This window comes from Brevibacillus reuszeri (genome assembly GCF_001187725.1).
Classification (GTDB): domain Bacteria; phylum Bacillota; class Bacilli; order Brevibacillales; family Brevibacillaceae; genus Brevibacillus; species Brevibacillus reuszeri.
The window spans coordinates 1765047-1779008 of sequence record NZ_LGIQ01000009.1 but is presented as its reverse complement, the minus strand read 5'-3'; the positions used below and the strand labels follow the sequence as shown (position 1 = coordinate 1779008).

Annotated in this window: 8 protein-coding genes; 5 read left to right on the top strand and 3 right to left on the bottom strand. The window is 45.5% G+C overall.

Going from position 1 to position 13962, the window contains the following annotated elements; genetic code table 11:
* Positions 1 to 2 precede the first annotated feature (2 nt).
* From ADS79_RS22795 to ADS79_RS22780, 4 genes are all read left to right on the top strand, one after another.
* On the top strand, positions 3 to 1769 hold the full coding sequence (locus ADS79_RS22795) for an SH3 domain-containing protein (RefSeq protein ID WP_049740638.1): 1767 nt from the start codon (positions 3 to 5) through the stop codon (positions 1767 to 1769).
* 143 nt (positions 1770 to 1912) lie between these two features.
* On the top strand, positions 1913 to 2554 hold the full coding sequence (locus ADS79_RS22790) for a YHYH domain-containing protein (protein ID WP_049740637.1): 642 nt from the start codon (positions 1913 to 1915) through the stop codon (positions 2552 to 2554).
* 434 nt (positions 2555 to 2988) lie between these two features.
* Positions 2989 to 3597, top strand: coding sequence for a class D sortase (locus tag ADS79_RS22785; protein WP_049740636.1), 609 nt, complete (start codon positions 2989 to 2991; stop codon positions 3595 to 3597).
* Between the two features lie 81 nt (positions 3598 to 3678).
* Positions 3679 to 9372, top strand: a complete 5694-nt coding sequence (locus ADS79_RS22780) for a SpaA isopeptide-forming pilin-related protein (protein WP_049740635.1) — start codon at positions 3679 to 3681, stop codon at positions 9370 to 9372.
* A 106-nt stretch (positions 9373 to 9478) separates the two neighbouring features.
* Here ADS79_RS22780 and ADS79_RS22775 read toward each other — a convergent pair whose 3' ends face one another.
* Entirely contained in the window at positions 9479 to 10432 is a 954-nt protein-coding gene (locus tag ADS79_RS22775) for an esterase/lipase family protein (RefSeq protein WP_049740634.1), read from the bottom strand.
* A 196-nt stretch (positions 10433 to 10628) separates the two neighbouring features.
* On the opposite strand from ADS79_RS22775, the gene ADS79_RS22770 reads away from it, so the two are divergent.
* A complete protein-coding gene (locus ADS79_RS22770) occupies positions 10629 to 12287 on the top strand; it encodes a family 10 glycosylhydrolase (RefSeq protein WP_049740633.1) in 1659 nt (552 codons plus the stop codon).
* 106 nt (positions 12288 to 12393) lie between these two features.
* Here the strand turns inward: ADS79_RS22770 and ADS79_RS22765 are convergent, their stop codons facing one another.
* Both ADS79_RS22765 and ADS79_RS22760 read right to left on the bottom strand, forming a co-directional pair.
* The gene (locus ADS79_RS22765; RefSeq protein WP_049740632.1) at positions 12394 to 13329 is read right to left on the bottom strand and encodes a hypothetical protein; all 936 of its coding nucleotides are present in this window, start codon (positions 13327 to 13329) and stop codon (positions 12394 to 12396) included.
* Positions 13295 to 13879: an RNA polymerase sigma factor gene (locus tag ADS79_RS22760; RefSeq protein ID WP_049740631.1), complete on the bottom strand. Its 585-nt coding sequence runs from the start codon at positions 13877 to 13879 to the stop codon at positions 13295 to 13297. The genes ADS79_RS22765 and ADS79_RS22760 overlap by 35 nt, the downstream gene beginning before the upstream one ends.
* Positions 13880 to 13962 lie beyond the last annotated feature (83 nt).

Genomic DNA, 13962 nt, shown 5'->3' with positions numbered 1-13962 from the left:
TGATGATAATCTCTTCCTATCAAAAATCACTCTGGGTCCGTAATGCCTTGCTCGTGCTCTGCTCGCTTGCTTTCCTTGCCGTTTTGGCAAAAGCGGGCCTTAGCTATCAAAAAGTGACTTTATATGAAAAGGCGCATGCTTCTTACTCCGCTCATGATCTGATCAAAGCCGAGGAGCTGTTTGCCAAAGCTGCTGACATCACGGTCATTTCTTATGGCGACGAGCAATGGAATTCCTTGATGCAAGAACTTACGGCCACGCGTCAAGAAATGGAATCGATTCAACTCCAGGCGCGATCAGCCATTTCCCAAAACCAGGACGCGCAGGTGCTGGAGACATACGAACGCTATCAAGCCATGCGTCAGAAATACACGCAGCAAGGGGAACAAGCAGCATTTTTTCAGCAGCTTTCGAGCCATCTTGGCATGGAAAAAGAATGGGCGGAATATTATACTGCCGCTCTCCAGGAAGCGAAGGATCAATCCAAAGCGAACCTGGCACAAGAGTCATATCAGAACGAGACGTTTATTCGTACACTCGTGACCATCCCGGATGAATATTTCGGAGGAGGGCAGCAAAAGCAGAGCGAGCTCGCTGCCTTGTTCCAACACTATGAAAAAACCAAGCTCCGCTCGCTGACATCCTCTGCTCCGTTCGAAGACGTGGTCGCACGCACGGCCAAAAGCTTGCGGATATACCGGGAAATTGGCATGAACGCTGATTGGCTGATCTCGCAGCTGGAAAAATATGCACAAGGCGAGATTAATCTATCTATTCGCCAAAAAGATCTGACTGCCTTTATTTCACAGTCAATCGCTTATCGAAAAATCGAGGACGTGCTTCCTCGCGATTCCTCTGTACTTGCAGCAATCACGCGCCACCTGGAGAGTCGGGTCAAGCAAGCAGAGCAGTACATCCAGTCTCGTCAATTTACGAAGGCCACTCGGCTTTATCAGGAACTGAACGCGCTCATGGACACCACTTCACTGATTGCTACTGCTGAAGAGAGGTGGCTAGATTACGATCCGACACGTCTGCTTAATGTGAAATACCCGGATAAAAAATTCCGCTCCGTCTTCACTGGTACGGACCGTTGGGGAACAAAGCTCTACGCTTTCGGCTTGGAGGAATCTGAGCAGCGTCTCTATTTTGCAGCAAAAAAAGAGGATGATTCTCTGACTTATTTGGAGCTGGGACTAGACGATGTGGACATGAAGTCTGCAAAAATCAGCCTGTCTGATCTGCTAGGCAATAAAGAGGCTCCACTCATTATCATTGAAGCTTCTGGCAAGGAACGTCCGTTTTCTTATACGGGACTGCTGCCAGTACCTTCCGAAAACGTGATCCATAAACGATTTGCCATTGAGGCAGACGAGTTCTCGATTGAAGACTCCACGCACATCATCGTCAAAAATGCTCGGGGCAAAGGTGAACAGGAATTCGCCCTCTTTCAGCTCGATGACACTGGACTGGTATATGATAGAAAGGTTGCCGATACTGTTACCTCTTCGGAGGAGGAAGCAACTGATCCAGAGCAATCGAATCAAGGTGAGTATCCATCAGATCTACCGCCCGATATACCGTACGAACAGAGTGGGCAAAAGCCTCACAAAATCGCTGTGTACGCAGGTCCTGGAGAAGAATACGATCGAATTGGCCAAATCTCTTCAAATAGCTCTATTCAAGTAGTGACTGATCTAAACGGCTGGTATCAAATTATATTTGCAGGCAAAGAAGGCTGGATACGCGCACCACAACCAGCACCGTAAATGAAGAGCTCCCACGTAGCGAGAGTTTTACACTCTCTACGGGAGCTTTTCCTTTTGGATTTCGCTAGACAACCAAACATTACGCTTACAGAAATGGGATGGATTGGTATAATCGGTGGATATCTTGCTAAAGGAGGATGTCCATGAAAAGAATCACCAGCTTACTTGTACTTATGCTCTTTCTATTCCTAGTACCTATTCAAACGATTGATGCTCATCCTGGTAGAACCGACGCAAACGGCGGTCATACCTGTAGAACCAATTGCGAGAAATGGGGGTTACAGTACGGACAATATCACTACCATAATGGTGGTGGAGGCTCTTCTACGAGCACTCGTACGACCTCTTCTCCTGCAAAGACTTCAGCTCCGAAAGCACAGCAAAAAGCTGCTCCTGTTATCCAGAAGAAGGTCATCGTCGCTGTGGATAGTGCGAATGTGTTCTCTGCCCCTTCTGCCGATTCATCCGTTGCTGCTACATTATGGTACGGCTTTGAGATCAAGGATTCCGGGATGCATTCAGATTTTGCATCGATTGACAAAGGGTTTGTTTCAAAGAGCTTGCTTGTAACGTTCACTCCCATTACACCCAAGACTGTAAAGATTCAAGCGGAGAAGGGCTACTTCTTCTCTACAGCTTCCTCTGAAAGTACTGGCAGAGGCTTCGCTGCCAAGAATTCCTTGGTTCAAGTCGTGGGAGAGAGTGGAGACTGGTATTATGGCTCCACTAAAGATTCCAATGGCAAAGTACTCGTTGGCTTTGTTTCCAAAACAGTTGCCTATTAACGATCTTTTTCTGTGAAAAACGACTCGACGCTTTTCATATAAGTGGATGTGATCGCTTGCGGTCAAACAAAAAAGTCACGACCATTTTGTTTATTTATCAATCAAGACTATTTGCGGTGAATCTCCGCAGGTAGTCTTTTTTCATTTTTGAAGAAAAACTCCATTCTCCCCTATTTTCTTGTAGTTTCCTGTCAAAAATCCGATGCTGATGCTCTATATGCTGTCGAATTTGTTCAGAAGTTGTTCAGAAGGATTTCGTACACTAGGGGTCGGCATCTCTCACCCAAGGGACGAGTATCCGTAGGGGCGTTGATACTTATAAAAACAGCTGGACATAGAGATCATGCCGCGACATTTTTCATACGCATAAAATCTAGGGGAGATAAGAGAGGAGAAGTGATCAACAACCAAGCCAAAAGAAGGGGGATAGTAGATTGCGAATTGCCTGGAGCATAGGTTTTATACTGATTGGCTTACTTTTGCTCTCCTATCCTCAAATCGAAAAGAAAGTTTCGGACGCGAAGCAAGAGAAGCTGATCGAAGCCTTCGAGCAATTAGGGAACTTAAGCGAGCAGCTTGAAGCTATGCCAACGACTACTGTAGATCCAATCCCGCCAGCACCTGAACAACTCACGATACTGGATGGAGCACGCGGCGTCATCCGCATACCAAAAATCGATCTGCAAATGATGATTTTTGAAGGCTCCACAGAGACGTCATTAAGTAAAGGTGTCGGTATGATTGAGCCGAAAAAACAATTTGGAATCAATAACGTTGGTCTGGCAGGGCATCGGGCTATTGCTTACGGCAAGCAATTTAATCGGCTAGATGAGCTAGCTCCTGACGATGAAATCGAGATCAAGACAAAAACAGATACATACGAATTCGTCGTTGTGGAGACGTTTGTTGTAAACCGTACGGAGGTTGAGGTCCTTTCCGACAGCAAAGAACCTCTCCTCACATTGGTCACCTGTACGCCAATCGGATCAAAGGATCCTGTGGATCGATTGATCGTGCAGGCAAAGTTAAAACCAAAAAGCTAGGGAGAACCCCTAGCTAAAGCAAATTAGTTTGCAAGTTTTTAGTAAGAAAACCTCTATCGAGGCTTGCTCAAGGAGGAGCATATGAAAAGAAAAGTAAGTTTGCTGATTTTTGCCCTCTTGCTGATCATGCAGAGCTTTTCCGGATTATTACCTAGTTCACACGCGGAAACGAACGATCCAGCAGGTGTGACAGATAATGGCGGAAACACTCCCGGCTCGGGAACGCAAGATGACGGCGCAGGGGCTAACCCGGACCCGGGTACTACACCGGATCCAGGTACTACACCGGATCCAGGCACTACACCGGATCCAGGCACCACCCCGGATCCAGGCACCACACCGGATCCAGGCACCACACCGGATCCAGGCACTACACCAGATCCAGGCACTACACCGGATCCAGGCACTACACCGGATCCAGGCACTACACCGGATCCAGGCACCACACCGGATCCAGGCACCACCCCGGATCCAGGCACTACACCGGATCCAGGCACTACACCGGATCCAGGCACTACACCGGATCCAGGCACTACACCGGATCCAGGCACGAATCCCAATCCCGGAACTCCGGCTCCTGGTACAACACCAAATCCCGTTCCAGCACCGTTACCTGCTCCTGGGGACAACACCATCTCAGAGAACATCATCACTGAAGTCGTCATTACAGATGAAGACGGGAATAACATTTCAGAAAATGACATTCGTACTGATCAAGGCGCGCGTGTCCAGATTGACTTTAAATGGGTTCTAGAAGCTGGACACAGCTATACCGACGGTGCGACATTTACCTTTGAGCTGCCGAAAAAGTTTCAATTGTCGAAAGAAGAATCTGATGAACTTACTGGTGGGGTAGGGACATGGGAAGTAACGAAAGACGGGACCGTTACTCTAAAATTTAACGACGATATTGAGGGTGGCGCAAGAGTCGAAGGAACTTTCTTTGTATGGAGATCCTTTGATGAAGGGAAATTTAATGGGGGTACAAAACAGGATGTTAAATTCGATCTCGACGGAATCGCTCCCATTAAGGTTCATTTTAAAAGCAAAAACAACAACGACCTAACAAAAAGCGGTGCAGCTAACAAGATTTTCAATCCAAGTCAGATCGACTGGAAGGTTGATTTTAACCTCGGTGAAAAGTCAATCACGAACGCAGTTTTTACCGATAAACTCCCCGGTGGCTTGCAGATTGATTTGGCTTCTGTTGAAGTATTTGCCCTAGAGATTCAGTTAGACGGCTCCGTTGTTGAAAAGGGAACGATAGACAAAACGGCTGATACTCAAACAACTACAGATGGCTTTCAAATTGACTTTGGCAATATTAACAGTGCTTATCGAGTCAAATACACAACCGATATTACAAACAAAACTGACACGACATACAAAAATGACGTAACAATCACTGGTGTTGGAGTATCTTGGACCAAAGATGACAGCGTACCAGTTCGTTTCAGCAAACCCTTAGCGAAATCATCTTCCTATGATGAAGCTGCACAAGTTATTACTTGGACCATTCAGTACAATTACAATGAACAAAAGCTAACACAAACGGAAGCCTGGATTGAAGACAGCTTCACCAATACTCAAGAGCTTGTAGGGACATTTGAAGTGCACAAAATGACCATTGGTGCTGATGGCAATGGTACACGCGCTGGAAAGCTCGACGAGAATACCGATTATACTGTTACTCCTTCTGACGACCGCGACAGCTTTAAACTGGTTTTTAACGATCCAAACGGGATTGACTCTGCATACGAGATTGTGTATAAGACAAAATCCAAAGATCGTATTTACAAAGAAGCTACGATCACAAATACTGTGACGATGCACAACCAGCCATCTGTAACAGACGATGAAAAAATCAAGCAGCGCATTTTCGCCAAATACGCCAATGGAATAAACTATGCGACCAAGACAATAGAATGGAAGATTCTTCTCAACCGCGACGAGTGGCCGATGGAGAACGTTGTCATCAAGGACCTTTTCAAAGTAAATGGCAAAAGCCAAGGACTTACATTAAAGAGTTTAGAAATCCCTGGACTCTCAGAAGGTCCCGACAATACTTCTGATTACACATTAACACCAGATGCTGACAACGAAGGATTCACCCTTACTTTCCATAAAAAGCTTGAAACCAACTATGTCATTACTTACACAACTTCTTTTGATCCTACAAGTATCAATCGTCCAAAGGATCAGTACCGAAACGATGCGATATTGACATGGACTGGCATGCCACACCCACTCACTGATTATGATACCGTGAAAATTGACAAATACACTACGAATAACGGTAACAAAGTCGGCTGGTATGATCCAAAAGACAAAGAAATTACGTGGCAGATCGACATCAACTACAACTTCCATACCATTAACGATGCGCTGATTCAGGATTTCTTCTCAGCTGATCAATCCTTTGTAAACGGATCTCTGGAAGTATACGAATTAGAGCTGACTGGCGGGACAGATGGTGTCAAAATCGTCGGTAATCCCGTTTCTCCAAAAAGCTTTGATTTAATTGGCACGAACGGATTTGATTTAAAACTTGGAACAATCACTGGTGCCTATCGCATTATCTATAAAACGAGCGTTGAGGGTCATCACGTGGTAGCCTCATACAGCAACAATGCTGCTTTGTATGATGGAGATGAAACAACACCACCTCTCTATAAAGGATCGACTACGGTAAATCCTTCATTCGGTGGGGCATACATTTTCAAAGACGGTGAGCAAGGTACAGGAGAGTTTGAAGAGTTTGCTACATGGACAGTAACGATCAATCCAAGTCAGTCTACCATCAATACAGGTGCAATATTGACGGATGAGCTGTCCTCTAATCACATTCTTTTGAAAAACTCATTCAAGCTCTACTCTACTGTCAATGGTACATTAACCAGAGGCAATGAAGTAAACCCAGATGATTACACACTGGTTGTAACAGGAAACAGCTTTACTCTGACATTCGAAAAAGAACTGAGCAGAGCCTATATCCTCGAATACCAGTCCTTTATCAACGCTAACCACGGCGAAACAATTAGCAACAAAGCCAAGCTCTCAGGTGCGGCCCAAGATGGCGAAGAGAAAAGCGATGAGGGCAGCTTTAAAGTCATCATGTCGGGTGCTGGCGGTGGTGGAATCGTACCTACAGGTGATCTCAAAGTTTTAAAGGTAGACGGTGAAGGAAAGCCGTTAGACGGCGCTATGTTCGCTCTCTATGACAAAAAAGGAGATACGCTGATCAAGGAAGCAGTTCCAACTTTAAATGGCGAAATCGTCTTCTCGAACCTGAAACTGAAAGCCTACACACTCAAAGAAATCTCAGCTCCATCCGGCTATTTGATCGATCCAGTGTACCAAGCCGGTAAAAAAATTACGCTCACGCAAAAGCCAGCTGGTCAAGTAACCGAGGATGAGGTTGCATGCGAAGACATTCCAGGAACGGGTATCGTTTGCACAACCACACCAATTACAAACAAGCTGCTTCGTCAAGGGTTCGAGTTTACAAAAGTCGATGAAGATACGAGAGCAACACTCGACGGTGCGATTTTTGAGCTTCAGTTTAAAGACAACACCGGAACGTTCGTAACAGTGAAAGAGTACACAACTGTTGGCGGAAAAATTGCTGATAGTGAACTGACTCCAGGACTGTATCAATTAGTAGAGACGAAAACACCAAAGGGATACAAGCTCGACCAAACTCCGGTTTCATTTGAAATCAAAGCAGATCAAGTAGAAATCGTTAGAGATACAATCACTAACAAAATCTATAAGGGCACTGTTGAGCTGGAGAAAGTCGACTATTTCACAAAAACCCCTCTAGGTGCGGGCGTTACCTTTGATCTCTATGATAGCAATAACAACAAGGTTTATAGCGATCTGAAAACTGATTCAAACGGTAAGATCATAATCAACGACTTGCCAGCAGGCAGCTATTCTCTCCGAGAAACAAGTACGCTTACTGAATACCAGTTGGAAACAGCACCTCTTCCTTTTGACTTCAATGAAGAAATAGCCACTGTAACGGCTGCAGGTGAATTAGAGCTCAAGCTCACCGTTCCCAACAAATTGATTCCAGGCGTAGTCAAATTGGTTAAATTCAGAGAAGGCTATCCAAACCACAAATTGGAGGGCGCTGAATTCTCCATCTACGATAAAGAAAAAGATGGAAACATCGTTAAAGACCAGGATGGCAAGGATTTGAAAGGTCTTACAACCGATAAGAACGGCGTCATTTTGGAAAGCAAGCTGAATCCTGGTGACTATTGGTTAGTCGAAACAAAAGCGCCAGCAGGTTATGTACGAGACAGCAAGCCGATTCCTTTTACGATTGAAAAAAGCCAGCAACAGCAAGTTGAAGTCTCGATGGCTAACAAAGTCGCCATAGGCCCAGTGATCCCACAACAAGGCTTCGAATTCATCAAAATCGATGCTGACAACCATGATAAAAAGCTGGAGGGCGCAGTCTTCAGCCTCGAGCGTAAAATCGGGGATGAATTCAAGTTTGTAAAGGAGCTCACTACTGACTCCAGCGGAAAAATCTCTGAGCGCGATTTGGAGCCAGGCTTCTATCGTTTAGTAGAAACAAAAGCACCTGCTGGCTACAAGCTGGATGATACTCCTGTCGAATTTGAAATCCAAGACAAACAGACAGAAAACGTAACAGGTACGATTACAAACAAGATCAATCAAATCTACCTCACTTCTCTTGAAATCTCGAAGGTAGACTACTACACCAAAAAACCTCTTGGTGAAGGCGTCACGTTTGACCTGTACGATAGCAAAGGAGCAAAGGTTCACAGTAATTTGACGACGGACGCAAAAGGTAAGATCGTCATCAACAATTTGCCAACAGGCAGCTATCGTCTGGTTGAAACCAAAACCCTTGCTGGCTACAAGCTGTCAAAAGAGCCTCTGCAGTTTGATCTGAATGAAGAAACAGCCGTTAAAACGGATGAAGGTACGTTAACGCTCAAGCTGACCGTTACCAACAAATTGATCCCGGGCTCTGTCACACTGATCAAAGTAAATGCAGAATCTCCGAAAGAAACACTGGAAGGTGCCGTATTTACCCTCGAAGATGAAAACGGAAATACAATCGAGAGTGGGCTTACGACCGATAGGAATGGTGAGCTGACAGTAACGGACCTCAATCCTGGAAACTATCAGTTCATCGAAACAAAAGCGCCAAAAGGTTATGAAAAGGATCGTACTCCGATTCCATTTACGATTGAGCGCAGTCAAAAAGAAGTGGTAGTGAAAACGGTAAAAAATAAGAAATCTACTGGTAATCCTGGCGGACCTGGACCAGGTGGCCCTGGAGGACCTGACACCCCAGAGAAACCAGAAAAGCCAGACAAACCGGATAAGCCAGAACCAAGCAAGCCTGAGCAACCTGGCAATCCTGGACAACCTGGCAACCCTGGACAACCTGGCAATCCTGGACAACCTGGCAATCCTGGACAACCTGGCAATCCTGGACAGCCTGGCACTCCTGGGCAACCTAGCAACCCAGGTCAGCCTAGCAACCCTGAACAAGGCAACAACGCTGGCCAGACAAACAATGCCGGACAAACAAACACACCGGGCGGTAATGGCAACCCTTCTGGAGCTGTCGCATCCAACAACGCGAACAATAACAGCAATATAGCTCCTTCACGGAATGTTTTACCGAAAACAGGTGAGGAAGTAAATGTAGGTATTCTCATTGCCGGAATTGCTTCCATTGCGATTGGTATCACCATCCTGCTATATCGCAGAAAAAGAAACGCGTAATACGCGAAAAGGACTATCGTCAGGTTCATTCCTGAGATAGTCCTCTTTTTTTTGATTTCAGCCTCAGCATGGCAAAGATCGGCTAACCGAAGTATGGAAATTTACTTTACCGCTCGAGTACCTGCCTGATAATCGACTCACTCTTATACAAAATATCCAAATGCGTTGCCTGCACGACGTACTTTTCGCCAATCATGGCAAAAACACTGCTAGCCATCACATTCCCGTCCCCAAAGCTGCTGTTGATCGCACCGACTGCCCTGCCATCGACCCATCTTTTCGGTGAAAGCGACGGAACGGTTTGCAAATACTGAATGGTTTCATTACCGATCCCGGCAATTAAGGTTACAGAGATGCTTCTCTCCCAAATCAATTCCATCGTACTATTCAATTGGTCCAAAAATTGATTTTGTACCACCATGGTATTGTATGGAACAAATTTTTCAATCCCATCTTGCTTCTCCAGCAAATAATCCCCGTAAGCATAACCCGGCACCAAATCAATCAGGCTTGCAAAATGCTTTTGAACAGCCTCCACTTTGTTGCGAGGAATACTTTTCTCCAGATAAGCCAAATACACATTCATGTATAGCTCTACGACATTCTTTTTAGGCGAAACCGTACGAGGCAGCCTTCCCCCAGCCCAATAACAGTAGCTGACGGGGGAGCCTGCATTGGGCGTAGCCAAAAAAAGCAATTGATCTACATCCCACTGATAGTTGTCTCCTTGAACGTACGCCCTCGATACAAGCCCTCCCATACTATGACAAATCAGATTCACTTGGCTGCAACCCGTTTTTTGCTTTGCCAATTCGATGATAGGAACCAAATACTGTTCTGCACAATAAGCGATTGGCTGTCTCCAATCATAAAACGCTATAAAAAGCTCTTCATTTAATCGATAGCCCATCTGTTCCAAAATGCGAATAAATGGCTCATAGGCAGTTCGTGCAAACCCAAAATTCCAATTCCCTGTCCCCGGAATAATTTGATTGCTCATGGAGCCAAACAATCCTGGAACAAAGACAATAGGCGTCTTTCCTGGGAGATAGGTGTCCATTATGTTGTTCCTCTCCATCGAATTCCTCTCTAGTCTTTGCCTATTCTCCAACAGCTTGTTTGGTTCCACCTGCTTTATCCGCAAATCTATGTGAATGAAATTATCCTCCCTATCAACCGAAACAAAGCGATATAATAAACGTCTAACGCTTAGTGAGAGTTTTATAGCAAATAATACCTGTCGGAGGATTCGCAAAATGAAGGTACGTAAGTGGTTTTTGCTTTTGCTGATGTTCGTACTCGGTAGTATTTCAGCAATGGGGGGTTCGGTGCAGGCGGCACAGACTTCTCCTGGTATCAGCATCTTTTTGGACGGCCAACAAATCAAAAGTGACGTCGCTCCGTACATAATCCCAAAAGTAAACGTTACAATGGTTCCGTTTCGTGTCATTAGCGAAAGCCTCGGAGCCGAGGTTTACTGGGACCAAAACTTGCAAACAGCAACCATTTTAAAAGAGAATACCGTCTTATCGATGGTCGTTAACCAGAAGTACGCTCTAGTAAACGATAGCAGTATTCCATTGGATGCTTCTGTTGAAAACAAGCAAGGAAGAGTCATGGTTCCGCTCCGTTTCGTTTCCGAGCAGCTAGGCTTGCAGGTTAATTGGGAACAGACGACACGCACAATTACATTACTCACAGGCAGTGTCGCTGTTACACCACCGCCTCCTCCTCAAGACATTATCGGAGGCGGAACGAGTGGATCAGTCACAACACCGAATGATAATTCGAATGTTCCAATCCCTCCGGTAAATACGGCAAATGGCCTGCGCGGTGTATGGGTATCCACAGTTTACAATTTAGACTGGCCTTCTACGGGCTCTTATGGCAATCAAGCCAAGCAGCAGCAGGAATATATCCAGCTGCTGAACGAGCTGCAAACGATGGGCATGAACGCTGTTTTTGTACAGGTTCGCCCTTCTGCCGATGCCCTGTATCCATCTTCACTTGTTCCGTGGTCCAAATATTTGACGGGAACCCAAGGGAAAGATCCTGGCTATGATCCACTCACTTTCATGGTAGAGGAAACACACAAGCGCGGCATGCAGTTCCACGCTTGGTTCAATCCGTTCCGTGCCAATGTTGATGCGAAAACAGACCAGCTTGCAGCCAATCACGTCGTGAAAAAACATCCTGAATGGATCGTTAATTCCAGCAACAAGCTCTACATCAACCCGGGGATTCCACAGGCACGTCAGGCAATTATCGCTGAGATTACTGAGGTTGTGCAGCGCTATGATGTCGACGGGGTTCACTTGGACGATTATTTCTATCCTTCCAACGGAATCTTTAATGACGAGACAACCTTCAAGACGTATAACAGCAAAAATATCCCCACCAAAGCAGATTGGCGTCGCGACAATATCAATTTGTTCGTTCAACAGCTCAACCAATCTATTAAAAACACCAAGCCTCACGTGCAGTTCGGAATCAGCCCATTCGGGGTATGGCGCAATATCGCTGTTGATAAATCAGGCTCCGACACAAAAGCTGGTGTAACCGCCTATGACAACATGTATGCAGATGTGCGTACCTGGATCAAACAAGGCTGGATGGATTATGTGACACCGCAAATCTACTGGAGTCTCTCTTTTGCTCCTGCCCAATACGACAAGCTCGTAACCTGGTGGTCGAGCGAAGTACGTGGCACCAATGTGAAGCTGTACATTGGACACTCTCCGTACAAGCTCGGAACAACGGAAGCAGGCTGGCAAAACTCTCAGGAGATCATCAACCAGCTGGATTACAATACCCAGCACCCTGAAGTACAAGGCAGTGTCTTCTTTAGTGCAAAGGACTTGCGGAAAAATCCGTTAGGACTTCTTCAGGCGCTTAGTAGCTACTACAATCGCTAAGAAAACCTGATCAGAGCATAAGCATTTGTAAAACGACAATCCCCCTGAGCCAGTAGCAGTGAAAAAGCTGCGGCACAGGGGGATTGATTATTTACAGGACCTTTTCTTACTTTGTAGCAGGTAAAAAGGCTTTTACAAACTTATCCACGTTATTTTTGTTCAGAACCTCTCCCCTCGAGGATACTCGATACTCCACTTTTTTCCCCGCTGTTTCCATCACCCAGACGATTTCCTTGTATACGTGGTCACTCTGGTCTTCCTCGGTATACAAAACTTCAAGTTGACCCACTTTCACTTTTTCCTTTTTCTGTCTGTCGAGGTTCACCATATAGACGGTGTTCCCCACGACATCATCAAAATTGGAGATGCGGACCTTCATATATTGCTCGCCTGCTTGGTAATTTATATCTACATAGTTCATATCATTCGTTCGCTCTAACGGTTGCTCCACATATCCTTTCTTGCTGCTTTCCGCTTGCTGATACAACGCCTCTTTCTTGTATCCTCGCTTGATCACAGTCTCGACTCTTCCATCTAAAAAGACAAAGTCTCCGGGTAACTTCTCAGGAACAGCTGCTTGATCTCCAAGCTTTTCTCGTAATCCTGCAAGACTGGTGTATTCGAACGGTTTCGAAAGATCGACTATATGTTTCTTCGGGTTATTTGCCACGATGTAAACGGCAAAGGCATCCCCAGGCTGCAAGCTATCATTAATTTCCCACTGCTTTTCTATAAAGGCCTGCGTCTCGGGGTCTGGTTTATCCATGATTTTGACATTCGCATTGGAGACATCCTGTTCTTGATAAATAACCTCTCCCTGCGGATTTTTCAATTGGTAGTATTGTACAGCGGCATAGCCTGTTGTAATGCTTGCCAGAAGCCCGATGGCGACTAAAATACCTACTTTATACTTCACAAAAAAGCCCTCCTTGTTTTGTTTGATTTGATCCATGATCACAGTGGTGACGTCGATTTGCTGCGGTATGCGCGGATCGGTAAAGATCGCTTTAATACTCTCGCGCGACTCGTTTGGACTCTTCATGCGTCACCCCTCCCTTCTCATACGGAGAATAAGCGGCACGGAATTTGGCAGCCGTCCGTTCGAATTTCTTTCGCAGGCTCGCCCCGTTTTTGTTCATAATCAAAGCGATTTCGTCGTAAGTCTTTTCCTCAACCCCGCGCAGTATAAGGAGTGCACGCTCTTCTACAGAAAGAGTAATCATGGCGTTATATACAGCCTCACTAAAATACGCATTTTCAATATGCTGCTCGATGTCTGACAGATTTTGCTTGGCCTCCAAAAAGGGTAGCAGGCGGAGCCATTTCCTTTTTCGAACGAGATCAATGCAGTGATGATAGGCAATTTTATAAAGCCATGCGGCGAATGGAAAATCCCGATTATATTTGGTGATGTGGCGATACGCTTTGATAAAAACCTCTTGTGTGGCATCTTCCGCTTCATATTGATTTCCCAGAATGTGATAGCAATAGTGGAAAATTCGCCCTTGAAACCTTTGCAAGATTTCAGCATAGCGATCTTCGGCGCCTTGGATAATCGCATCGAGAAGCTCGTTTATTTCATACCGTTCCACTCTCTCCCTCCTTTCAATTGATATAACGTTCCATACAATCCTTCGTGTGACATCGACTAACAAAAAAATACTGCGAACAATAA

Excerpts from the sequence above, each read along its gene's own strand:
- ADS79_RS22790 (WP_049740637.1), top strand. The coding sequence starts at position 1,913 with ATGAAAAGAATCACCAGCTTACTTGTACTTATGCTCTTTCTATTCCTA.
- ADS79_RS22765 (WP_049740632.1), bottom strand. The coding sequence starts at position 13,329 with ATGAAGAGTCCAAACGAGTCGCGCGAGAGTATTAAAGCGATCTTTACC.
- ADS79_RS22780 (WP_049740635.1), top strand. The coding sequence starts at position 3,679 with ATGAAAAGAAAAGTAAGTTTGCTGATTTTTGCCCTCTTGCTGATCATG.
- ADS79_RS22775 (WP_049740634.1), bottom strand. The coding sequence starts at position 10,432 with ATGGACACCTATCTCCCAGGAAAGACGCCTATTGTCTTTGTTCCAGGA.
- ADS79_RS22795 (WP_049740638.1), top strand. The coding sequence starts at position 3 with ATGATAATCTCTTCCTATCAAAAATCACTCTGGGTCCGTAATGCCTTG.
- ADS79_RS22770 (WP_049740633.1), top strand. The coding sequence starts at position 10,629 with ATGAAGGTACGTAAGTGGTTTTTGCTTTTGCTGATGTTCGTACTCGGT.